Source organism: Lolliginicoccus suaedae (assembly GCF_008312885.1).
GTDB classification, from domain to species: Bacteria; Actinomycetota; Actinomycetes; order Mycobacteriales; family Mycobacteriaceae; genus Lolliginicoccus; species Lolliginicoccus suaedae.
The window spans coordinates 516,530-538,903 of the sequence record NZ_VSSO01000003.1 but is presented as its reverse complement, the minus strand read 5'-3'; the positions used below and the strand labels follow the sequence as shown (position 1 = coordinate 538,903).

The following is a 22,374-nucleotide window of genomic DNA, read 5'->3' as shown; positions in this document are numbered from 1 at the left end:
GAATTGTCGAGAGCGAGGTGACAAGCCCCCATGCCCCCCTATCTCCCATCGCAGGCCGTCGACGCCGAGCACGCCACCGTGCCCCGATCGGCCGCTCCGTCCCAGCCGTCCCCGCGGGCGGGCTGGCGCCCCTGGCGCGGGCGCGCGCTCGTGCTTATCGGCATCGTCCTCGCCGCGTTCACCCTGCGCCTCGCCGTCACCTCCTTCACCCCGCTGATCGCCGAGATCGGTACCGATATCGGGTTTGGGTCGGTCATGGCGGGAGTCTTCGGCATGTCCGCGCCAGCGATGTTCGCCATCGCCGGGATCACCACACCCCGCATCATGGCGCGCATCGAGCTCGAGCGTGTCGCGCTGCTGTCGGTCGTTCTCACTACTGCCGGGCTGGCGCTGCGCCCGCTCATGGGCTCGCCCGCTCCGATGCTCGCCGCCACGATGCTCGCGCTCTACGGCATGGGCATCGGCAACATCGTGCTGCCACCACTGGTCAAGCGATACTTCTCCGACCGGCTCGCCCTGATCTCCACGCTCTACATCACCTTCGTGCAGCTCGGCACCGTCGTGCCCGCGGTCGTGGCGATCCCGGTGGCGGACCAGCACGGCTGGAGGGCCTCGCTCGCCATCTGGGCGTTCGTTGCGGCCGCAGCAGTCCTGCCCTGGATCGGGCTGCGCAACGCCTTCAATAGCAACGCATCCAAGTGCAACGCATCCCCCGCCGCATCAGGCACGGCCGAGGATGCTAGCCACACGTTGATCGCTATGCCGCCCACGGGCCGGCCCTGGCGCTCACCGGTGGGGTGGGGCCTCGCCGTGATGTTCGGCATGACCTCGCTGATCACCTACAGCTTCCTCACCTGGCTGCCCACCATGCTCACCGACGCTGGCGTCGACCGGGTCGACGCGGGCGCCTACCTCGGGGTGTTCATCTTCTCGGGCCTACTCGCGATCATGCTGGTGCCCGCGATCACCACGCGCATGACCAACCCGTTCCCGCTCGCGCTGGCTAGCATGACGTCTCTCGCGATCGGCATGGCCGGGTTGGCGATCGCTCCCGCTGCTTATCCGCTCGCGTGGGCGATCCTGCTCGGGCTCGGGCCGTCGACGTTCCCGATGGCGCTGACGCTGATCAACCTGCGCACCCGCAGCGCGCACGCGGCAGGTTCCTTGTCGGGCTTCACGCAAGGGGTCGGCTACCTGCTTGCCTGCGGTGGCCCGCTCCTCGTGGGGTTGCTCCACGATGCGACCGGTGGCTGGACTCTCGCCCTGGCGCTGCTCGCCGTCGCGATGGTGACGCTGATCACTGGAGCCTTCCACGCGTGCAAGCCGCGTGTGATCGAGGACACCTGGAACTAGCGGATCTTGCCTTCCCGATACGTCCACGAAACACCGGATTAACGCTCACCGTGCACTATTTGTCCAGGTGAGGAGATCTTGACGGTGAGGTCATCGCACGCAGCACCGAGGCAACACCTCGTCCCTAGCGTGAGATCCACGGTCCAGCAGCAGCGCTATCCCGCGCTCCGGCTGGCGACACAACACCTTCGTCGTCGAACCGCCCGGCCACCACGCCGGACGGGGTCAACGAGGCCTAGGAAAGGGATCCAGCGATGACTCTAGTGAGCGAGAAGCCCACTCCGGGCGAGAGCGCGCCATCGAGCGCAAGCATCAAGGGTGGCCAGTGGATCGATCACTGGGAGCCCGAGGACGAGACGTTCTGGGAGAAGACCGGCAAGAAGACCGCCAACCGCAACCTGTGGTTCTCCGTGTTCGCCGAGCACCTCGGGTTCAACGTGTGGGTGCTCATGAGCATCGTGGTCGTCTACCTCGACCAGGTGGGCATCGCGTTCAGCGCGAGCCAGATCTTCTGGCTGCTGATCGTGCCGAACCTCGTCGGTGCCGCGCTGCGCGTGCCCTACACCTTCGCGATCCCCAAGTTCGGCGGCCGGGCCTTCACCACCTTCTCCGCCGGCGCCCTGCTCATCCCCACCAGCATGCTGGCCTACGCCGTCACCACCGGCGCCCCGTACTGGTTCTTCCTGCTCACCGCTGCGCTCATGGGCCTCGGTGGCGGTAACTTCTCCTCCTCGATGGCCAACATCTCCTTCTTCTTCCCGGAGAAGAAGAAGGGCCTCGCGCTGGGCATCAACGCCGCCGGCGGCAACATCGGTGTCGCGGTCTCGCAGCTGCTCGTGCCGTTCGTCATCAGCCTCGGCACTGGCATCGACCTGATCTGGGCCGCCCTGATCTGGATGCCGTTCATCATCGTCGGCGCGATCGGCTCGTTCTTCTTCATGAACAGCCTCACCTCCGCGAAGCCGGACAAGGACTCCTACAAGCTCGCCCTGCAGAACCGCCAGACCTGGATCATGGCGTTCCTCTACATCGGCACCTTCGGCTCGTTCATCGGCTACTCCTTCGCGTTCCCGACGCTGATCAAGCTGGAGTTCATGGACCTCGGCTTCGGTGGCTGGGTGCGCATGGCCTTCCTCGGCGCGCTCATCGGCTCGGTCAGCCGTCCCTTCGGCGGCTGGCTCGCTGACCGCGTTGGCGGGGCGAAGATCACGCTGCTCTCCTTCGGCGGCATGGCGATCGGCACCCTGACGGCTCTCCTCGCGGTCAGCATCGCCAACTTCTGGCTGTTCTTCGCCGCGTTCGTGGCCCTGTTCATCCTCTCCGGCGTCAGCAACGGCTCCGCCTACCGGATGATCCCGCTCATCTTCTCGGCCCAGACCCGGGCACAGGTCGCTGAGCTCGGTGGCGACCTCACCGAGGAGCTCAAGCGCTCCAAGCGCCGCGCGGCCGCCGCGGTCGGCGTGATCGGTGCTGCTGGTGCCTTCGGTGGCGTGCTCGTCAACCTCACCTTCAAGCAGTCGGTGGCGATCGCTGGCACCCTTGCGCCCGCGCTGATCGTCATCACCGGCTTCTACCTGGTGTGCGGGCTGGTCACCTGGTGGTTCTACCTTCGCTCGAGCTTCGCTATCGAGCGCGTCCCCAACCTGGCCTACGCGAACGTGTAGGTCCCGCCTGATCCGCTTGCTGCCAGCATCGCCGAAGCGCGGTGCTGGCAGCGGCATTTGGAGGTATTCGCTGCGATGTCCATCACATCACGCAACCTGGTCGCCACCAGCACGCACTGCCCCTACTGCGGGCTGCAGTGCGCGATGACGATCACCGCGGACAGCGCAGCGGCAACTCCTGGGGACAGTGCCCGCTCGGCCACCGTCGAGGGCCGCGCGTTCCCGACCAATCGGGGCGGACTGTGCCAGAAGGGCTGGACCAGCGCGGAGCTGCTGCGCGCGCCCGACCGCATCGTCACCCCGCTGGTGCGCCGCGGCGAGGAGTTCATCGAGGCCAGCTGGGACGAGGCCCTCGACCTCATCGCCGACAAGATTCGTGCGATCCAGGCGCAGTACGGCAACGACGCCATCGGTGTTTTCGGCGGCGGCGGGCTCACCAACGAGAAGGCGTACATCCTCGGCAAGTTCGCTCGCGTGGCGCTGCGCACCTCCAACATCGACTACAACGGCCGCTGGTGCATGTCCTCGGCCGCAGCGGCCGGCATCCGCTCGTTCGGCGTGGACCGGGGCCTGCCCTTCCCGGTCAGCGACCTCACCCGCGCGCGGGCCATCATGATCTTCGGCGGCAACGTCGCCGAGACCATGCCCCCGTTCGTCGGCCACCTCTCCACCGCTGCGGACGCGGGCGGCCTCATCGTCGTCGATCCACGCCGCACCGCCACTGCGGCCCGTGCCGAGGACGGCGGCGGGCTGCACCTGCAGATCAAGCCCGGCACCGATATGGCGCTCGCGCTCGGGCTCGCGCACATCGCGATCACCGAGGGCCTGATCGACCGCGACTACCTCGACGCCCGCACAGAGGGATACGACGAGTACTGGCCGGAGGTGGCGCAATGGCTGCCCGAGCGCACCGAGCGCGTCACGGGCGTGCCGGTGGCGCACATGCGCCGCGCGGTGCGACTGCTCGCCGCCTCGCAGCGCGACGACACCGGCGCCTACATCCTGACCGCGCGCGGTGCCGAGCAGCACGCCGACGGTACCGACACTGTCTCCGCGATCATCGGGCTCGCGATGGTCCTCGGCCTGCCCGGCAACCGGGGGAGCGGCTACGGCTGCATCACCGGCCAGGGCAACGGCCAGGGCGGGCGCGAGCACGGGCAGAAGGCCGACCAGCTCCCCGGCTATCGCAAGATCACCGATCCCGCGGCGCGCGCGCATGTCGCTGCGGTGTGGGGCATCGACCCCGATGAGCTGCCCGGTCCCGGCAAGAGCGCTTATGAGCTGCTCGACAGCCTCGGCCAGACCGGTGGCGTCCGGGCCCTGCTCGTGCATGGCTCCAACATCGCGCTCTCCGCCCCGCGGGCTGGTCACATCGTTGAGCGGCTCGAGGCGCTCGATCTGCTCGTGGTGTGCGACTTCGTGATGTCGGAGACCGCAGCGATGGCCGATGTGGTCCTGCCGGTGCTGCAATGGGCGGAGGAGGAAGGCACCCTCACCAGCCTGGAGGGCCGCGTGATCCGGCGCCGGACCGCCGTGGTCCCGCCGGAGGGCTCGCGCGGCGAGCTCGTGATCTGGCAAGGCCTTGCCGAGCGGCTCGGGCAGCCCGCTGATCGCTTCCCGGTAGCGCCGCAGGTCGTGTTCGATGAGCTGCGCCGCGCCTCGGCAGGGGGCATCGCCGACTACAGCGGCGTCACCTATGAGCGCCTCGACGCGGGCGAGGCGCTGCACTGGCCCTGCCCGGAGCAGGCCACGGGCGCGCATCCGGGCACGCCCCGGATGTTCCTCGACGGCTTCGCCACCCCCAGCGGGCGGGCCCGCTTCATCGCCGTGGGCTACCGGGGCCCCGCCGAGCCCGTCGACGCGGAGTATCCCTTGATCGCGATCACTGGCCGGGTGCTCGCCCACTACCAGTCTGGCGCGCAGACCAGGCGCGTTGCCGAGCTCGCCAAGGCCGCGGGGGAGATGTTCGTGCAAGCTCACCCCGATACCGCCGAGCGGTGCGGCCTGCGTAACGGCGATTTAGCGCAACTGGTAAGCCGCCGTGGCACCACGCGCGCCCGGGTTCACTGTGACGAAACAATGCGCGCCGACACTGTCTTCATACCGTTCCACTATCCCGACGCGGAGCGCGCCAACCTGATCACCAATCCCGCGCTGGACCCGACCAGCCGGATGCCGGAGTTCAAGGTCAGCGCGATCCGATTGGAGAACGCGACATGATCAGCCAGCACGCTACCGGCGAGCGCGACATCGTCATCGTCGGCAACGGCATGGCCGGTGCCCGCATGGCCGAGGAGCTGCGCCAGCGCCAGCCCGACCCGCGCCAGCTCACCATCACCGTCATCGGTGACGAGCCGTGCCCCGCCTACAACCGCATCCTGCTCTCCACCGTCCTCGCCGGTGGACTCACCGCGCGGGAGACCCGCCTCAAGCCCGACAGCTGGTACGAGCGCAACGCCATCACCGTCCGGACCGGAGTGCTCGCGGAGAAGATCGATCGCGACGCCCGGCGCGTGTACCTCAACGACGGCTCCATCGTGGAGTACGACGACCTCGTGCTCGCCACCGGAAGCCGGTCATTCGTCCCGCCGATGGAGGGCATCCGTACCAGTGACGGTGCCCTCGCGCGCGGGGTGCGGGCATTCCGCACCGTCGAGGACTGCGACGCCATCCTCGCTGCGACGACGCCAGGGGCGCGCATCACGGTGCTCGGTGGCGGACTGCTTGGCCTCGAGGCCGCGCGCGGCGCGCTGGGCCGCGGCGCGGAGGTCACGGTGGTGCACCCGGCGAGCCACCCGATGGAGCGACAGCTCGACGGTGACGGTGGTGCTGTGCTCGCGCGCGTCCTCGAGGACATGGGCATGCGCCTCGTGCTCGGCCAGCGCGCCCGATCGCTCATCCATGACGAGGACGGCACCCTGACGGGCCTGCTCCTGGAGGACGGCACGGAGCTCGCCACCGATCTCGTGGTGCTCTCCGCGGGCATCCGGCCCTGCACCGAGCTCGCCGAGCAGTGCGGCCTCGATATCGACCGCGGCGTGATCGTTGATGACCAGCTCCGCACCTCCGATGAGCGCATCCGTGCCATCGGCGAGTGCGCTGAGCATCGCGGCATGGTCTATGGGCTCGTGCAGCCCGCCTGGGAGCATGCCGCGGTCGTGGCCGATCACCTCACCGGGACCAACGCCACGAGCAGCTACCAGGGCACATCGCAGACCACCCGGCTCAAGGCCCATGGCATCGACCTCGCATCGATGGGGGAGGTCTACACCGATCTGCACGATCGCGAGGCGGAGGTGCTGGCGCTGGCGGACCCGGTGCGCGGGCGCTACGCGAAAGTGATCGTGCGCGATGAGCGGTTGGTGGGGGCCGTCCTGCTGGGAAATCCCGAGGTCACCGGCATGCTCGCCCAGTACTTCGACACCGGGATGGCCGTTCCGGCGGACCGGATGGCCCTGCTGCTCGGTCGTGGTGCCGCGGGAATAGCGGAGGCAGCTAGCCCGGCGAACATGCCGGGCTCGGCGGTGGTGTGCAAGTGCAATTCCGTCACCAAGTCCCAGATCACCGCTGCCTTCCGCGAGGGTGCCCGCGATACCAGGGCCGTGGCGTCGGTGACGCGCGCCACCACCGGGTGCGGGGGCTGCACCAGCGCGGTCGACGGCCTGTGCGGATGGCTTAAAAAGGGCGACCCGGACGCGAAACACGCACGCAACGAAGCGTCCATACCTTTGGAACATCAGCACGAAGAAGGAGCGGCATGATGCAGAAGAAAATCGTTGTCGTCGGCCACGGAATGGTCGGCCACCGATTCATCGAAGCGCTCCGGGCACGCGATGAGCAGGGCGAGTGGAAGATCACGGTCCTCTGCGAGGAGCCCGTGGCAGCCTACGACCGAGTAGCCCTCTCGTCCTATGTCAGCACGTGGGACCACAAGGAGCTCGCTCTCAGCGGCAATGACTACCCCGGTGACACGCATGTCGAGGTCCGCCTGGGCGAGCGCGGCGAGGTCATCGATCCGGATGCCCGCACCGTCACCACCACCGGTGGCGATGTCATCAACTATGACAAGCTCGTCCTCGCCACGGGTTCGTACGCGTTCGTGCCGCCGGTTCCGGGCAAGGACGCCGAGCGCTGCTTCGTGTACCGCACCCTCGAGGACCTCGACAAGATCCGCGCCGCGGCGGAAGCCTCGCCCGCCGGTGCTGTCGGTGTCGTCGTCGGAGGCGGGCTCCTCGGCCTCGAGGCGGCCAACGCACTCAAGCTCATGGGGCTGACCCCTCACGTTGTGGAGCTCGCGCCCCGGCTCATGCCCCTGCAGGTCGACGAGGGCGGCGGCGCCCAGCTCAAGAGCCTCGTCACCGACCTCGGACTGACCATCCACACCGGTGTCTCCACCGCTGCGATCATCGAGCAGCAGGACGGCACCCTCGCCGTCGAGCTCTCCGATGGCTCGGTCATCGACGCATCCCTGCTCGTGTTCTCCGCTGGCGTGCGGCCCCGCGACGAGCTCGCCCGCACCTCCGGCATCGAGGTCGGCGAGCGCGGTGGCATCATCACCGACCTTTCCTGCCGCACCTCCGATGACAATGTCTTCGCCATCGGCGAGGTGGCCGCGATCGAGGGCCGTTGCTACGGCCTCGTCGGGCCCGGCTACGCCACCGCCGAGGTGGTCGCCGACCGGCTGCTCGGCGGCACCGCCGAGTTCCCCGGCGCGGACCTGTCCACCAAGCTCAAGCTGCTCGGCGTCGATGTCGCGAGCTTCGGCGATGCCTTCGCCACCACCCCGGGCGCGCTCGAGGTCGTCCTCAGCAACCCCGCGGCCGGCACCTACGCGAAGATCGTCCTCTCCGACGACGCGAAGACCCTCCTCGGCGGGATCCTCGTCGGCGACGCCAGCGCGTACGCCACCCTGCGACCCATGGTGGGCCGCGAGCTGCCCGGCGACCCCGCCTCGCTCATCGCCCCCGCCGGGGGTGGATCGGCCGAGATCGGTACCGCCGCGCTGCCCGACGACGCCCAGATCTGCTCCTGCAACGCCGTCACCAAGGGCGATATCTGCGGGGCCATCGACAACGGTGCGTGCGACGTCGCCTCGGTGAAGTCCTGCACCAAGGCTGGCGCATCCTGCGGCGGCTGCCTCCCGCTGGTCAAGAAGCTCCTCGCCGACTCGGGCGTCGAGATGTCCAAGGCGCTGTGCGAGCACTTCAACCACTCGCGCCAGGAGCTCTTCCAGATCGTCCAGATGACCGGGATCCGCACGTTCTCCGAGCTGATCGCCAAGCACGGCACCGGCAAGGGCTGCGACATCTGCAAGCCCACCGTCGCCTCGATCCTCGCCTCGACCTCCAGCGAGCACATCCTCGATGGGGAGCAGGCAACGCTGCAGGACACCAACGACCACTTCCTCGCCAACCTGCAGAAGAATGGCACCTACTCCGTGGTGCCGCGCATGCCCGGCGGCGAGGTCACCCCCGATCAGCTCATCGTGATCGGCCAGATCTCCAAGGAGTTCGACCTCTACGTCAAGGTCACCGGCGGCCAGCGCATCGACATGTTCGGTGCCCGCGTCGAGCAGCTGCCGCAGATCTGGCAGCGGCTCGTCGACGCCGGCATGGAATCCGGCCACGCCTACGGCAAGTCCCTGCGCACCGTCAAGAGCTGCGTCGGGTCCTCCTGGTGCCGCTACGGGCAGCAGGACTCCGTCAAGATGGCCGTTGACCTCGAGAAGCGCTATCGCGGACTGCGCTCCCCGCACAAGCTCAAGCTCGCCGTCTCCGGGTGCGCCCGCGAGTGCGCCGAGGCCCGGGGCAAGGACGTCGGCGTCATCGCCACCGAGCGTGGCTGGAACCTCTACGTCGGCGGCAACGGTGGCCAGACCCCCAAGCATGCGGTGCTGCTCGCCTCCGACCTCGATGACGAGACGCTCATCAAGTACATCGACCGCTACCTGATGTTCTACATCCGCACCGCTGACCGCTTGCAGCGCACCGCACCCTGGCAGGAATCCCTCGACGGCGGCATCGACTATGTGCGCCAGGTCGTGTGCGAGGACAGCCTCGGGCTCGCCGATGAGCTGGAGGCCGCGATGGCCAAGCACGTCGTCGGCTACAAGGACGAATGGGCCGGGGTCCTCGAGGATCCCGAGAAGCTGTCCCGCTTCGTGTCGTTCGTCAACGCGCCGGACGAGGCCGACCCGACCGTCCAGTTCACCGAGAGCGACGGGCGCAAGGTTCCCGTCGGCCTCGGAATGCCCGGAATGCCCGCCACCACAACCGCAGGGGTGAAGTGATGACCGCGCTCGATTTCCGCCAGCCCGTACCCGACGAGGACACCACCTGGACCCGTGCCTGCGCCTACGACTTCCTCACCCCCAACAGGGGGGTCGCGGTGCTGCTGCCCGGCCACGAGCAGGTCGCGCTGTTCCGCCTCGACGATGGAACTCTCCGCGCCGTCGGCAACATCGACCCCTTCATGAACGCCGCCGTGATGTCCCGCGGTATCGTCGGTGACCGCAAGGGCACTCCGGTCGTGGCATCGCCACTGCTCAAGCAGGCATTCTCCCTGGAGACCGGAGCATGCCTCGACGACGAGGCGATGGCACTGCCCGTCTACGACGTACGCATCAGCGAGGGCATGGTGGAGGTTCGTCCAGCTGACCCGCGGTGGCGTGACGAAGTAGCGTGAGAAGCGTGCCCACACCCGCGACGACACCCCGGCCCCTCACGACACAGGGAGAAGACGCGACCGACATGCTCGCGGGCTTCACCATCGGCATCACCGCCGCGCGGCGCGCCGAGGAGTTCGCCACGCTGCTCGAGCGTCGTGGCGCCACGATCATGCATGCTCCCGCGATCCGCATCATCCCCCTCGTCGACGACACCGAGCTGCGGCGCGCCACCGAGGCCGTGATCGCCGACCCGCCCGACATCGCCGTCGCCACCACCGGCATCGGGTTCCGCGGCTGGGTAGAGGCCGCCGACAACTGGGGCCTCGCCGAGCCACTGCTCGAGGCGCTCGCCACAGCACGCTCGCTCGCGCGCGGGCCCAAGGCGAAGGGCGCGATGCGCGCGGCAGGAATCCGCGAGGAATGGTCCCCGGAGTCCGAATCCTCCGCCGAGGTCCTCGACCACCTCCTCGAGGAAGGCGTCGAGGGCAAGCGCATCGCGGTGCAGCTGCACGGCGCCACCACCGAATGGGAGCCCATCCCCGACTTCTGCGAGGTCATGCGCAGCGCCGGCGCGACAGTCATCCCCGTGCCCGTGTACCGCTGGCTCCCGCCCAAGGACCTCAGCCACCTCGACCGCATGATCGAGTCGGCCATCAACGGCGAGCTCGACGCCATCACCTTCACCAGCGCGCCCGCCGTCGCCTCGCTGCTCGGTCGCGCGCAGGACACCCACGTCCTCGAGCTGCTGCTCAACGCGATGCGCACCCGCGTCATCCCGTTCAGCGTCGGACCTGTCACCGCGGCACCGCTCGAGACGCTCGGCGTGGCCACCACCCAGCCCCACCGTGCCCGGCTCGGTGCTCTCGCCCGGCACATCGCCGAGGAACTGCCACGGCGCGCCCGCAACCTCCAGGCCGGCGGGCATCATCTCAGCCTGCGCGGCAGCTGCGTCGTCGTCGATGGGGAGGTCAAGCAGGTCCCGCCCGCGTCGCTCGCCATCATGCGGGCGCTCGCGCAGCGCCCCGGCATGGTCGTCTCCCGCGAGGACCTGCTCGCGGTACTGCCGGGCGCCGGCGACGATACCCACGCCGTCGAGACAGCGGTAGCACGCTTGCGCGCCGCGCTCGGAGCGCCCAAAGTGGTGCAGACGGTCGTCAAGCGCGGCTACCGACTCGCCCTCGACCCAGTGCACACCCATCCGACGGAGGACCGATGAGCCGAGCAGCCGAACAGCACGGGCCCACCGTGGTGCTGGTCGCCCACGGCACCCGCAATCCCCACGGCGTCGAGATCATCGCCCGGATCGCCGAATCTGTCGCCGCTCGGCTCGGGCACGTCCCCGTAGGCTTCGTTGACGTGCTCGGGCCCTCCCCGAGCGAGGTGCTGCGCGACACCGCTGGGCCCGCCATCGTGGTGCCCGCGTTCCTCGCGTCGGGCTACCACGTGCGGACCGACGTGCCCCGGGAGGTCGCCGAGAGCGGCCACCAGGAAACGATCGTGGCGCGCGCGCTCGGGCCCGACCCCATCCTCGCCGAGATCCTCGAGGACCGGCTGCGCGAGGCTGGCTGGCAGCCCGGCGATGCCGTCGTGCTCGCTGCCGCCGGATCCTCCGACGACAGAGCGCTCGCGGAGGTCGAGGAAGCCGCCCGGCTCCTCTCCACCCGCCTCGGGACGGTCGTCGAGGTCGGCTACGCGGCCACAGCCGCGCCCCGCGTCACCGAGGTGGTCGCCGCGGCGCGCGCTCGCACCGGAGCGCGCGTGTTCATCGCGAGCTACCTGCTCGCCGAGGGCCTGTTCCAGAACCGGCTCCGCGAATCCGGCGCTGATGGCGTCGCCGGTCCCATCGGCGTGCACCCCCGGCTCATCGACCTCGTGTGCCGGCGGGCCGCCGAAGCACAACGCCTTGGCCGTGACCGTGCTCGACCCTCCCGCGCGGGATTGCTGGGCGTCGCCGCCCGGCGTCCAGGCCGGGGCTCGGTCACTAGTTGGTCGATGCGCTCCCGCTAGCGCTGGAGAAGGGGTAGGTGCTCGCTCAAGCGGGGAACACATGACGAAGCGGCCGTAGCAGGACGCGGTGGCCGGACACCGTCACATTCTCGGCCTGCAACCGTAGTGCTTGCTCCGTCGCGAGGTGCGGGGCGAGTGATCCGTCCGCGCGCACCACCCGGTGCCAGGGCAGGTCGGCGCCATCGGTGCGGAGGATCCATCCCACCATGCGGGCGTTGCCGAGCCCGGCGGCCCGCGCGACGTCGCCGTAGGTGGTCACGTGCCCGGACGGCACCGAGCGGATCAGCGCGCGCACCCGCTCCACGTCAGCATCCTCGAGCGCAGGCATGTATTTCCTTGGCCTCCAATCGATATCGCTCGACGGACCGGTGCCGCTTGGTCCCTCTCGTCCGTGCCTGCGGGGGCGGCGCCGACGAGTGGCGTGATCCGCGATCAGTGGGTGCCGTTCCGGCGATCGTGCCTGTGTTGTCGCCGCATGTAAGCTGTGTCACGCTGCACGGCATGGTAAAGGTCACAACGATCCGGGTCCTGTTCGCGGCATGAATGCGACATGGTCGCAATCTTGTCGAGAATTGACATGCCTGTAATCATGCCGCCTGTAGCCTGGTAACACCACGATCACAAACTACTTGCGTTAGTGATCGTGCAGCGTGTCCCGCGGTGCAGCAAGCCAGACCGGCCAGCCGGACCTACTGCCATTGCCGTACATGGGGGAGCGCACGCATGATGCCATGCCGATCCGCGGCTCCCCGCGCGGGTCGGCTGACTCGCAGTTTAAGGAGTGCCTGAAGATGGATGACGCACCCCACGGCCAAGCCGGACGGGCCGCCGAGCGGCGTCGCCCCGCGCCGTCGCGCGCAACGAGCGCGAGCGATTTCCACCGGTGCCGCCCGTCCCGGATTCCGCTCTCCCCGGCTGAGCAGCGACTCTGGCTCATCAACCGCTTCGACCCGCGCACGGACGCGCACAACGTGCCGATATCCATCGATCTGACCGGTGACCTGGACCAGCGCGCTCTTGGCGCAGCGACCGCCGATCTGCTCGAGCGCCACGAGATCCTGCGCACCCGGTTCCCCGTCTCCGCCGAGGGCCCGCACCAGGAGATCATGCCCGCGTCCGCGGTGCCCATCGACATCGCTCCGGTGCACGTCCCGGCGCATGTGGACCCGCCCGTCCTCATCGAGGACTTCGCCGCGACCGGATTCGACCTCACCGTCGAGCCTCCGTTCCGCGTCCGGCTCTTCCAGCTTGCTGCTGACGAGTACATCCTGACCATCGTCGTCCACCACATCGCGGTCGATCGTGCTTCCCTCAGGCAATTGATCGCTGACCTGTTCCAGGCCTATGAGGCGCGGTGCGCGCGCCGCAAGCCAGACTGGTCCGAGCTTCCCGTGCAATACGCCGACTATGCGCTCTGGCAGCGCGAGCTCCTCGGCGAGGAAAGCGACCCCGACAGCGTCACCGCGCGCGAGATCGAGTTCTGGCGCGCGGAGCTCGCCGATGCCCCTGAGCTGCTCGACCTGCCCCTTGACCGTCCTCGCCCGGAGTACCAGCTCCAGCGCGGGCGCGCCATCGAGTTCTTCGTCGGCGATGCAGCGCACGCGGGCCTGCGCCGGATAGCTGACGAGCAGCAGGTCTCGGTGTTCACGGTGCTGCAAGGCGCTCTCACGCTGCTGTTGTCGCGGTTGTGCGGCACAGATGATGTCACTATCGGCACGACCGTCGAGGCGCGCGCGGACGAGTCGCTCGCTCCGATCGTTGGCATGTTCGGCAACACGCTCGCCCTGCGCAACCGGGTGGTCTCCACCGAGACCGTCGCGCAGTTCCTGCGGCAGGTCCACGCGCGCGGCACCGATGCGTTCGCGCACCCCGAGACGCCTTTCGAGCGCCTGGTCGACGTCCTCGACATCAAGCGGACCACCTCATACCATCCGGTTTTCCAGGTGGCCATGTCGATGCACTCCGACGACGCCTACGCGGCCTCGGTGGGCGGCATCGATATCTCGATCGGATCGATGCAAGCGAGCTCCGCCGATTGCGACCTCGAGCTGGTGCTCACCGAGCACACCGACGCGGATGGCGGGCCCGCGGGCATCGCGGGCTCGATGGTGTACGCCATCGATCTGTTCGAGGAGTCCACCGTGGTGGCCATCGTCCAGCGATTCCAGCGGCTTCTCACCGCGATCGTCGACGATATCGATACCCCTATCCGGGATATCGATGTGCTCACCGACAAGGAGCGAGGCCTCCTGCTACCGCGCCGGACCCTCGTGCACCGGTCCCTCGACCAAGCCTTGCGCACGACGAGTCGGCGGCTCGCGGCGCTCACCTCATCGCCGCTGGCAAGGCGAGCCGAATCCAGCTATGACGAGGTCATGGGCAAGGTGTCGGGTGCCGCGAGCAAGATTGCCCCAGCTGCTTCGGGCAACGAGCTAGCGCTCGCCCTTCTCAGCTATGCCACCGGCAAGATGGACCCAGCCGCCGCCCAGCGCCTCGCGGACACCATGACGCGCAGCCGCGAAGCCAGCACCGAGACGCGCGAGATCACGGCCTAGCCGCTTCGGCGCGGCCGCAAGCCGGGATAGGCCGACGAATCCCGCAGCTTTGTCGGACCCGCATGGTTGCATGGATGCCATGGCAGCCAAGGCAGGGGTACCGGAGGGCGTGCGGCTCGAGCTGGCCCAAGCTCGCCCCCGGGCAGCGGTGGCGCGGGAGTGGAGCGGCGAGGCAGCCCGTGTGCTCGCCGCGGTCTCGGCGAGCAGCCAGCTTCCTGACGGGCCGGGTGCCGGACTGGCCTGGAGCCCGTACCAGGTACTGGGCGGGCCAGGCACGGGCAAATCCTCCCTGATCGCGGATCTCGTCGTCGAGGCGCTGCGCGGCGGCGCCGATCCGGAATCCATCCTCGTCCTGGTCCCGTCGAAGCATGCGGCAGGCACCATGCGTGATGCCATCAGCGACGCGATGGGCGATGACTCGCCCCACGGCGCGCCCCGGGCTAGCCGCGAGCCACTCGTGCGGACCGTGCATTCCTACGCCTTCGCCGTTCTCGCGCTCCATGCCAGCTTGTACGGCAATCCGCCCCCTCGCCTGATCACGAGCAGCGAGCAGGACGCGGTGATGCGCGAGCTGCTGCACGGTGACATCGACGATGACGCCCAGTACTGGCCTCCCGAGCTGCGGCCAGCGCTCGGGCTGGACGGCTTTGCCTCCGAGCTGCGGGACCTCGTGCGCCGCGCGGGCGAGCGGGGCCTCGGGCCGGAGGACCTAGCGAGGATCGGCAAGGCGCACAAGCGGCCCGCCTGGGTCGCTGCGGGACGGTTCGCGATGGTCTACGAGCAGGTGATGATGCTGCGAGGCTCGGTCGGGATGGAAGCCCCGCAGGCGACGGCTCCCGCTCTCGACGCCGCGGAGCTCGTCAGCGCCGCGGTCACCGCGTTCGCCGCCGATGCGGACCTGCTCGACCAGGAACGGGCACGGGTGCGCTACCTGTTCGTCGATGATGCCCAGCATCTTGATCCGCAGGCGGCGCAGCTCGTCGAGCTGCTCGGTACCGGGGCGCGGATCGCTGTCCTCACTGGCGATCCGGACCAGGGGATCTACCGCTTCCGCGGGGCGGATGCACGCTTCGTGGAGAGTCTCGCCGGGCCTGGATCGGACCGCCAGGTGGTGCTCGGCGAGAGCTTCCGCATGCCGGTCGCGGTCGCGGCCGTGGCGGCGCGGATCTCCGCGCGAATCCCCGGGATACAGCCCCACCGGGCACCCAGCCCGGGGCATGCCGCCGCCGATCAGGATGAGGCTGGCCAGGACGAGCTTGGCCAGGACGATCCAGCGGAACCCAGCCTGGTGCAGGGCCATGTCCTTGCCGAGATCGTGCCGACGCAGGCGCGCGAGGCCGCACTGATCGCGGATGTGCTCCGGCGCGCGCACCTGATGGACGGCATCGCCTGGTCCGACATGGCCGTCGTCGTGCGCTCGGTCCCCACGCTGTCCGCCCCGCTGCGCCGCGCCCTGGTCTCCGCGGGGGTGCCGGTGACAACGCCGGTGCCCGAGCATCCACTGGCCATCCAGCGAGCCTCGCAGGCCATGCTCGTCGCGGCGCGGGCGGCAGCGCGGCGCACGGTCCCCGCCTTGGGGGCCGAGGACGCGTTGCTGTTGCTGACCGGTCCTATCGGCGGCGCTGACCCCCTGCTGCTCAGGCGCGTGCGCAGGGGCACCCGGCGGGCAGAGATGCGGCGCGGCGGTGATCGGGATTCCGCCGAGCTGCTCGCGCTGCTCATCACCGCCGAGGACGACGACGCGGATGCCGAGGGATTGCGCCGCGACCTCACCCGTGCCGAGGCAGCGCCGATCAACCGGGTGCGGACCGTGCTGCGGCGGGCACGCCGGGCGGAACGGCGCGGCAGGGGAGTGGAGGATGTCCTCTGGGAAGCATGGTCGGCGACCGGGCTGCAGCAGCAGTGGCTCGCGAGCGCGCTGCGCGGTGGCGCGGCCGGAGCACAGGCTGATCGCGATCTCGATGCCATCGTTGCCCTGTTCGATGCGGCTGCCTCGTACGTCGATCGGCTCCCGGGGGGCTCCCTCGCGGGATTCGTCGAGCATGTCGAGCAGCAGCAGATCGCGGCCGAGCCGTTCCAGCAATCCCAGCTGCACGAGGAGTCGGTGACCCTGCTGAGCGCGCACGCGGCCGCCGGCCGGGAGTGGGACGTCGTGGCGGTGGCGGGCGTGCAGGAAGGCACCTGGCCATCGCTGCGGGGGCGCAGCAGCCTCCTCGGTGCCGAGGATCTCGATGACATCCTGGAGCGGGAAGCCAGCGGCGAGCCCGAGTCCCCGGTCTCCCGGCTCGCCCCGGTGCTAGCTGACGAGCGCAAGCTCTTCCTCGTGGCGTGCAGCCGCGCCCGGCGCACGCTGCTGGTCACTGCCGTCGAATCGATCACCGGTGACGCGGACCTCGCGCCCTCGCGCTTCCTCCTGGACCTGCAGGAGAGCCTGGACCCGTCCGAGCCGTCGATGCCGGAGCCAGCGAACCCGGGGCAGCAGGAGCCGCCCATCGAGCATCCGGCGCGCACCGTCCTGGCGCTGCCCGCCCTCGTGGCCCGCCTTCGGTCGGTGGTGTGCTCGCCCTTCGAGACGGAGGAACGAAAGCATCATGCAGCGGCGCAGCTCGCGCGCCTCGCCGCCGCTGGCGTGCCTGGTGCCGACCCGAAGCGCTGGTACGGCTTGGCCAGGCCCAGCACCAGCGACGCCCTGTGGGAGCCCGAGGACGGGCCAGTGCCGCTCTCGCCCTCCTCGGTGGAGGAACTGCTCGCCTGCCCGCTGCGGTGGCTGCTCACCAAGCACGGCGGCACGGATTCCGACACGCTCAGCGCCATCAAGGGAACCCTCGTCCACACCCTCGCCCAAGCCGTCGCTGGGCGCATCCCCGACGAGGAGATCGCTGGCGCGCTCGAGCGGGCATGGGAGAAGGTCAATGTGGGCGCGCCCTGGTTCGCCCGCCACGAGCTCGCCCGGATGGAAGGAATGCTCGACAACTTCCGTAGCTGGCTACGATCCACCCGCAGCGAGCTCACCGAGGCCGGGGTGGAGGTCGTGATCGACGGCGTGCTGCCCGCCCCAGCGAGCGAGGGCACGGACGAGTCGCAGGGGCCCGACGTGCGACTGCGGGGCCGCATCGATCGGCTCGAGCGAGACACCGAGGGCCGCCCGGTGGTGGTCGACATCAAGACTGCCCGCACCCCGGTCAGCGCGGGCAAGGCCGCCGAGCACGCGCAGCTCGCCACCTACCAGGTCGCCGCGAGATCCGGCTTGATCCCCGGCGAGGACCTCGCAACGGGGGGCGCGCGGCTGCTCTATATCGCGCAATCCCACCGCGCCACCGGCGCTTCCCAACGGTCCCAGGATCCGCTCGACGACGAGTCCTGGCAGGAATGGGCGGGACTCATCCGCGAGGCCGCCACCGCCACGCGGGGCCCCGTGTTCGAAGCGCGCATCAACGACGGCTGCGATCATTGCCCCGTGCGATCCAGTTGCCCCGTGCAAGAGGAAGGACGGCAGGTGACCGAGCAATGAGCGGACGATCATCCAGCCGCGACCCGTTCGCACAGGCACGGTTCACCCCCGAGCAGATTGCCCGCGCCATCGGCCAGCACCCACCGACCGAGGAGCAGCGCGCAGTCATCACCGCGCCCGCCGGGCCCGTCCTGGTGGTCGCTGGAGCAGGCGCGGGCAAGACCGAGACCATGGCGGGCCGGGTGATCTGGCTGGTGACCAACGGGTTCGTCAGTCCCGAGGAGATCCTGGGCCTGACCTTCACCCGCAAAGCAGCCCAGCAGCTCGGCCAGCGCATCCGGGCCCGCCTCGCCCGGATCGCGGGCTCCTCGCTGCTGCGCGATGCCGACCCGGGCGGCGAGCTGCGCACCCGCCTCGAGATCGCCGAGCCCGACGTGAGCACCTACCACGCCTACGCGGGCCGGCTGCTGTCCGAGCATGGCCTGCGCCTGCCCATCGAGCCCTCCGCGACGCTGCTTGGCCAGACCGAGTTGTGGCAGCTCGCGTTCACCGTGGTCAACACCTGGGATGGCCCGCTCGACATCGAGCACACCCCCGCGACGATCACCGACTCGGTGCTGGCCCTGTCCGGCGCGCTCGACGAGCACCTGATCGACATCGACGAGCTCGAGGATCATCCCCATGAGTTCGAGCAACTCATCGAGACCCTGCCGCCGGGCCCGCGCCAGCAAGCCGGGCCCAGCCAGGACCTCCTCAAGCATGCCCAGGTGCAGCAGCACCGGCGCCAGCTCATCCCGCTCGTGCGCCGCCTCCGCGATGCGCTGCGCGCCGAGGGTGCGCTCGACTTCGGCAGCCAGATGTCCCTCGCGGCGCGCGTCGCCTCCCTGCACCCGGAAGTGGGCAGGATCGAGCGGACCCGCTACCGGGTCGTCCTGCTCGACGAGTACCAGGACACCGGGCACGCGCAGCGAGTGCTGCTGTCCTCGCTATACGGAGGCGGGCAGGACCGCGGCCTCGCCGTCACCGCCGTCGGCGACCCCATCCAGTCCATCTATGGGTGGCGCGGGGCCTCGGCGGCGAACCTGCCCCGGTTCGCCACGGACTTTCCCGGCCCGCGAGGCAAGCCCGCAACCCACCTCCAGCTGCTCACGAGCTGGCGCAACCCGGTCCGTGCCCTCTCGATCGCGAACGCGGTCTCCGACCCGCTGCGCGCCCGGGGCATCCAGGTGAGCATCCTCAAGCCACGCCCCGCTGCTCCTGAGGGCGACATCCGCCTCGCCCTGTGCACCGATGTGGAGGCCGAGCGAGCCTGGGTGGCCGACCACATCTCCGCGATCTACCAGAACACCCTCGAGAACGGCGAAGCTCCCCCCACGGCAGCGGTGCTCATCCGTCGCAACCGCGATGCCGCGCCGCTCGCCGAGGCCTTGCGCGAGCGTGGCCTGCCCGTCGAGGTCGTCGGGCTTGGTGGCCTGCTCGACACCCCCGAGGTGCAGGACCTCGTCGCGATGCTGCGGCTCGTCGCGGACCCGATGGCAGGCACCGCCGCGATGCGCGTGCTCACCGGAGCGCGGTGGCAGCTCGGCGCCCGCGACATCACCGCCCTGTGGCAGCGCGCCCGCAAGCTAGCGCTCACCCAGCGAACCGCGAGCAGTGGTGCCGTCACCTCATCGGAGGACCTCGACGATGCTCTCGGCGATGCGATTCCCGGTGAGCTCGCCGAGCATGCCGCCATCAGCGACGCGATCGCCGACCCCGGCGACCGGGCCGAGTACTCCACCGAGGGCCACCGGCGCATCACCGCGCTCGCCGGTGAGCTCGCTCAGTTGCGCGGAAGGCTCGGCCAGCCACTGACCGAGCTCGTCGCCGATGTGGAGCGCACCATCGGCATCGGCATCGAGGCCGAGTCCCGCTGCGCGACCAGCATCGATGGTGGCGGCGCGGGACGCGAGCACCTCGACGCGTTCGCCGACGTGGTGGCCGGATACTCGCGCAATCCCGCGGCCACGCTGCCCGGCTTGCTCGGCTACCTCCAGGCGGCGGCAACGATCGAGAAGGGCCTCGCGCCCGGCGAGACGCAGGTGGCGCCCGATCGCGTGCAGATCCTCACCATGCACTCCGCGAAGGGCCTCGAATGGGAGGTCGTCGCGATCCCGCACCTGTGCCACCGCGTGTTCCCCTCCGAGGCGCGCTCCGACACCTGGCTCAGCAGCCTCCGCGAGCTGCCCTCCCACCTGCGCGGCGACCGGGCCGAGCCTGGCGAGGATGCGGCGGAGGGAGTGCCAGTCCTCGACACCAGTGCCGTCACCGACCGCAAGCAGCTCAGGGATGCGCTCGACGCGCACAAGGAGGCATTCGCGCGTCGCGGGCTCGACGAGGAACGCCGGTTGTTCTATGTCGCGGTCACCCGCACCGAGCGTGTCGTGCTGCTCTCCGGGCACCACTGGGCGGAGCAAGGACTCAAGCCCAAGGGGCCCTCGCTATTCCTCGAGGAGGCGAAGGACCTCGCCGAGGGCGCTCTCGCCGGCACCATCACCATCGAGCACTGGGCGCCCAAGCCGGACGAGGACGCGAGCAACCCCCTCTCCGAGCAGGTGCATGCCGCCTCCTGGCCGCGCGATGCCCTCGGCGCGCAGCGCGGCAACGTCGAGGCCGGGGCAAAACAGGTGCGCGCGGCCATGCGGCAGGCCAAGCAGGAAGCCGACGATCAGCCCGCAGCCACCGCGGAAGCCGATGATGCCGAGGCGCGGCAATGGGCAGACGATGTGGATGCGCTACTGCGCGAGCGGGAGCAACGGCAGGAGACCGTCGTCGAGGTGCGGCTGCCGCGGCACCTGTCGGTCAGCAACGTCGTGATGCTCGCCGGATCCCCCGACGAGCTCGCCGTGCGGCTGCGGCGGCCCTTGCCCTACCCGCCGAACCCGCTGGCCCGGCGCGGCACCGCCTTCCACGCCTGGCTCGAGCGCCGCTACAGCGCCACCCGGCTGCTCGACCTCGACGACCTGCCCGGAGCCGCGGACATCGACGAGAAGGTCGATGACAACCTCGAGCAGCTCCAGGACGCGTTCGAGCGATCCGCCTGGGCGACCCGCAATCCCGTCGAGGTAGAGGTGCCGTTCGAGACCGTCGTCGGCGGCACCGTGCTGCGCGGCCGCATCGATGCCGTCTTCCGCGACAACGACGGCGGCTGGACCGTGGTGGACTGGAAGACCGGCAAGGAAGCCGGGCCGCGCGACGAGCGTGCGGTCGCGATGCAGCTCGCCGCCTATCGCATCGCCTGGGCAGACCTGATGAGCACCACTGGCGAGCCCGTCGAGCTCGCCAAGGTCCGGGCCGCGTTCCACTACGTGCGCTCGGGCAACACCGTGGCGCCGAAGGACCTGCCCGACCGCGATCAGCTGCGCGCGATCCTCGAGAATCCGGGCGACACCGCCGCGGCACGCCACGTCGATCCCGCAGCGCCAGCGCTCGACCACTAGGCTCGGTGAGCATGACGAGAAGAATCCTGGTGCTTGGTGCCACAGGCTATACCGGCGGCCTGGTCGCGCAGGAGCTCCTCGCCCGCCGGGAGCGCCCCATCCTGGTCGGGCGCGATCCCGACGCGCTGGCGCGCCGCGCGCGGGAGCTCTCGCCCCAGCAACCACTGCCCACCATCGCGCTCGACGTGCGCGACGTGGGCACCCTGCGACGCACCATCACTGCGGACGACGTGATCATCACGACGATCGGGCCCTTCGAGGAACTCGGCCGCACCGTGGCGGAGGCTGCCGCGGAGGCCGGCGCGTCCTACCTCGACTCCGCGGGGGAACCCTCGTTCATCCGCTGGATCTTCGCCAAGCTCGGCGCCCGCGCCGCGCACCGCGGGGCCCGCCTGATGCCAGGATTCGGGCACGAGTACGTCAGCGGGCAGCTCGCCGGCGCCTGGGCGCTCGAGAAGGCCGCCGACATGGGCATGCCGCACCGGCTCGAGATCGGCTACTTCCGCGCCAACGGTTCCCTGTGCTCCCTGAGCCGCGGCACCATCGCGTCCCTCGCCGGGGCGAGCCTGCAGCGCTCCTTCACCTACCGCGGTGGCATCCGCGATGAGCGGCCCGGCGCCCGCAGCGCCCGCTTCTCCATCGGCGGGCGCAATCGCAGCGGATTCAGCATCGGCACCACCGAGCACCTCACCATCCCGGAGATCTCGCCGAGCCTGCAGGAGCTCGACGTCTACCTCGGCTGGTTCGGGAAGGCCTCACCGATGCTGTCGCGCGCCAGCATCGCGGTGCCCGCGCTGCGCTCCATCCCCGGCTCCCAGCGCCTGATCGCCGCGGTCGGCGCGCGGGCGAGCACGCTGCGCTCCACCGAGCTCGACCAGCCCGCGCTGGCCCAGTCCCGCACGCTCGTCGCCGCCCGCGTGTTCGCTGCCTCGGGCCATCAGCTCGGGGCCGTCAATCTCCGCGGCCCCAACCAGTACCAGCTCACCGCGTCCCTGCTCGCCTGGGCGGCCGTCGTGGAGGCGCACGCGAGCACTCGTGCCGTTCATCGCCGCACCGGCGTGCTCGGCGCGATCCAGGCATTCGGCCTCGGGGCGATCCGCGACACCTGCCGGCACTACGGCCTCGACGACGAGGACGCTGGCCCCGGGGCGGAGGCGCCCGCACCACCACTGCTCATGGCTGATGGCGAGGAATAGTC

At 69.9% G+C, this 22,374-nt stretch carries 13 protein-coding genes; 12 read left to right on the top strand and 1 reads right to left on the bottom strand.

The features are described from left to right. Positions 1-30: 30 nt before the first annotated feature. From FXO18_RS11580 to FXO18_RS11545, 8 genes are all read left to right on the top strand, one after another. Positions 31-1,353 (top strand): MFS transporter, encoded by a 1,323-nt coding sequence (locus FXO18_RS11580; protein WP_149361239.1) that lies wholly within the window; start codon positions 31-33, stop codon positions 1,351-1,353. 254 nt (positions 1,354-1,607) lie between these two features. Continuing rightward, entirely contained in the window at positions 1,608-3,017 is a 1,410-nt protein-coding gene (locus FXO18_RS11575) for an MFS transporter (RefSeq protein WP_149361238.1), read from the top strand. 75 nt (positions 3,018-3,092) lie between these two features. Next, complete coding sequence (locus tag FXO18_RS11570) at positions 3,093-5,237, top strand: molybdopterin oxidoreductase family protein (protein ID WP_149361237.1); 2,145 nt, start codon at positions 3,093-3,095, stop codon at positions 5,235-5,237. Continuing rightward, positions 5,234-6,778 (top strand): FAD-dependent oxidoreductase, encoded by a 1,545-nt coding sequence (locus tag FXO18_RS11565; protein ID WP_149361236.1) that lies wholly within the window; start codon positions 5,234-5,236, stop codon positions 6,776-6,778. The genes FXO18_RS11570 and FXO18_RS11565 overlap by 4 nt, the downstream gene beginning before the upstream one ends. Then, a complete protein-coding gene (gene nirB / locus FXO18_RS11560; protein ID WP_149361235.1) occupies positions 6,775-9,306 on the top strand; it encodes a nitrite reductase large subunit NirB in 2,532 nt (843 codons plus the stop codon). Before FXO18_RS11565 ends, nirB begins: the two co-directional genes overlap by 4 nt. Next, positions 9,306-9,701 (top strand): nitrite reductase small subunit NirD, encoded by a 396-nt coding sequence (nirD, locus tag FXO18_RS11555; protein WP_149361234.1) that lies wholly within the window; start codon positions 9,306-9,308, stop codon positions 9,699-9,701. The genes nirB and nirD overlap by 1 nt, the downstream gene beginning before the upstream one ends. A gap of 65 nt (positions 9,702-9,766) precedes the next feature. After that, on the top strand, positions 9,767-10,900 hold the full coding sequence (locus FXO18_RS11550; protein ID WP_149361333.1) for a uroporphyrinogen-III synthase: 1,134 nt from the start codon (positions 9,767-9,769) through the stop codon (positions 10,898-10,900). Further along, positions 10,897-11,691 (top strand): sirohydrochlorin chelatase, encoded by a 795-nt coding sequence (locus FXO18_RS11545; RefSeq protein ID WP_149361233.1) that lies wholly within the window; start codon positions 10,897-10,899, stop codon positions 11,689-11,691. Before FXO18_RS11550 ends, FXO18_RS11545 begins: the two co-directional genes overlap by 4 nt. 25 nt (positions 11,692-11,716) lie before the next feature. Here the strand turns inward: FXO18_RS11545 and FXO18_RS11540 are convergent, their stop codons facing one another. Next, a complete protein-coding gene (locus FXO18_RS11540) occupies positions 11,717-12,019 on the bottom strand; it encodes an MGMT family protein (RefSeq protein ID WP_149361232.1) in 303 nt (100 codons plus the stop codon). Positions 12,020-12,482: 463 nt separating this feature from the next. Here FXO18_RS11540 and FXO18_RS11535 point away from each other — a divergent pair, with 463 nt between their 5' ends. From FXO18_RS11535 to FXO18_RS11520, 4 genes are all read left to right on the top strand, one after another. Then, positions 12,483-14,246 (top strand): condensation domain-containing protein, encoded by a 1,764-nt coding sequence (locus FXO18_RS11535; RefSeq protein WP_187774327.1) that lies wholly within the window; start codon positions 12,483-12,485, stop codon positions 14,244-14,246. 70 nt (positions 14,247-14,316) lie between these two features. Continuing rightward, the gene (locus FXO18_RS11530; RefSeq protein WP_407936467.1) at positions 14,317-17,757 is read left to right on the top strand and encodes an ATP-dependent helicase; all 3,441 of its coding nucleotides are present in this window, start codon (positions 14,317-14,319) and stop codon (positions 17,755-17,757) included. Next, the gene (locus FXO18_RS11525; RefSeq protein ID WP_149361229.1) at positions 17,754-21,176 is read left to right on the top strand and encodes an ATP-dependent helicase; all 3,423 of its coding nucleotides are present in this window, start codon (positions 17,754-17,756) and stop codon (positions 21,174-21,176) included. The genes FXO18_RS11530 and FXO18_RS11525 overlap by 4 nt, the downstream gene beginning before the upstream one ends. An 11-nt stretch (positions 21,177-21,187) precedes the next feature. Beyond that, complete coding sequence (locus FXO18_RS11520) at positions 21,188-22,372, top strand: saccharopine dehydrogenase NADP-binding domain-containing protein (RefSeq protein ID WP_149361228.1); 1,185 nt, start codon at positions 21,188-21,190, stop codon at positions 22,370-22,372. The last annotated feature ends 2 nt before the right edge of the window (positions 22,373-22,374 follow it).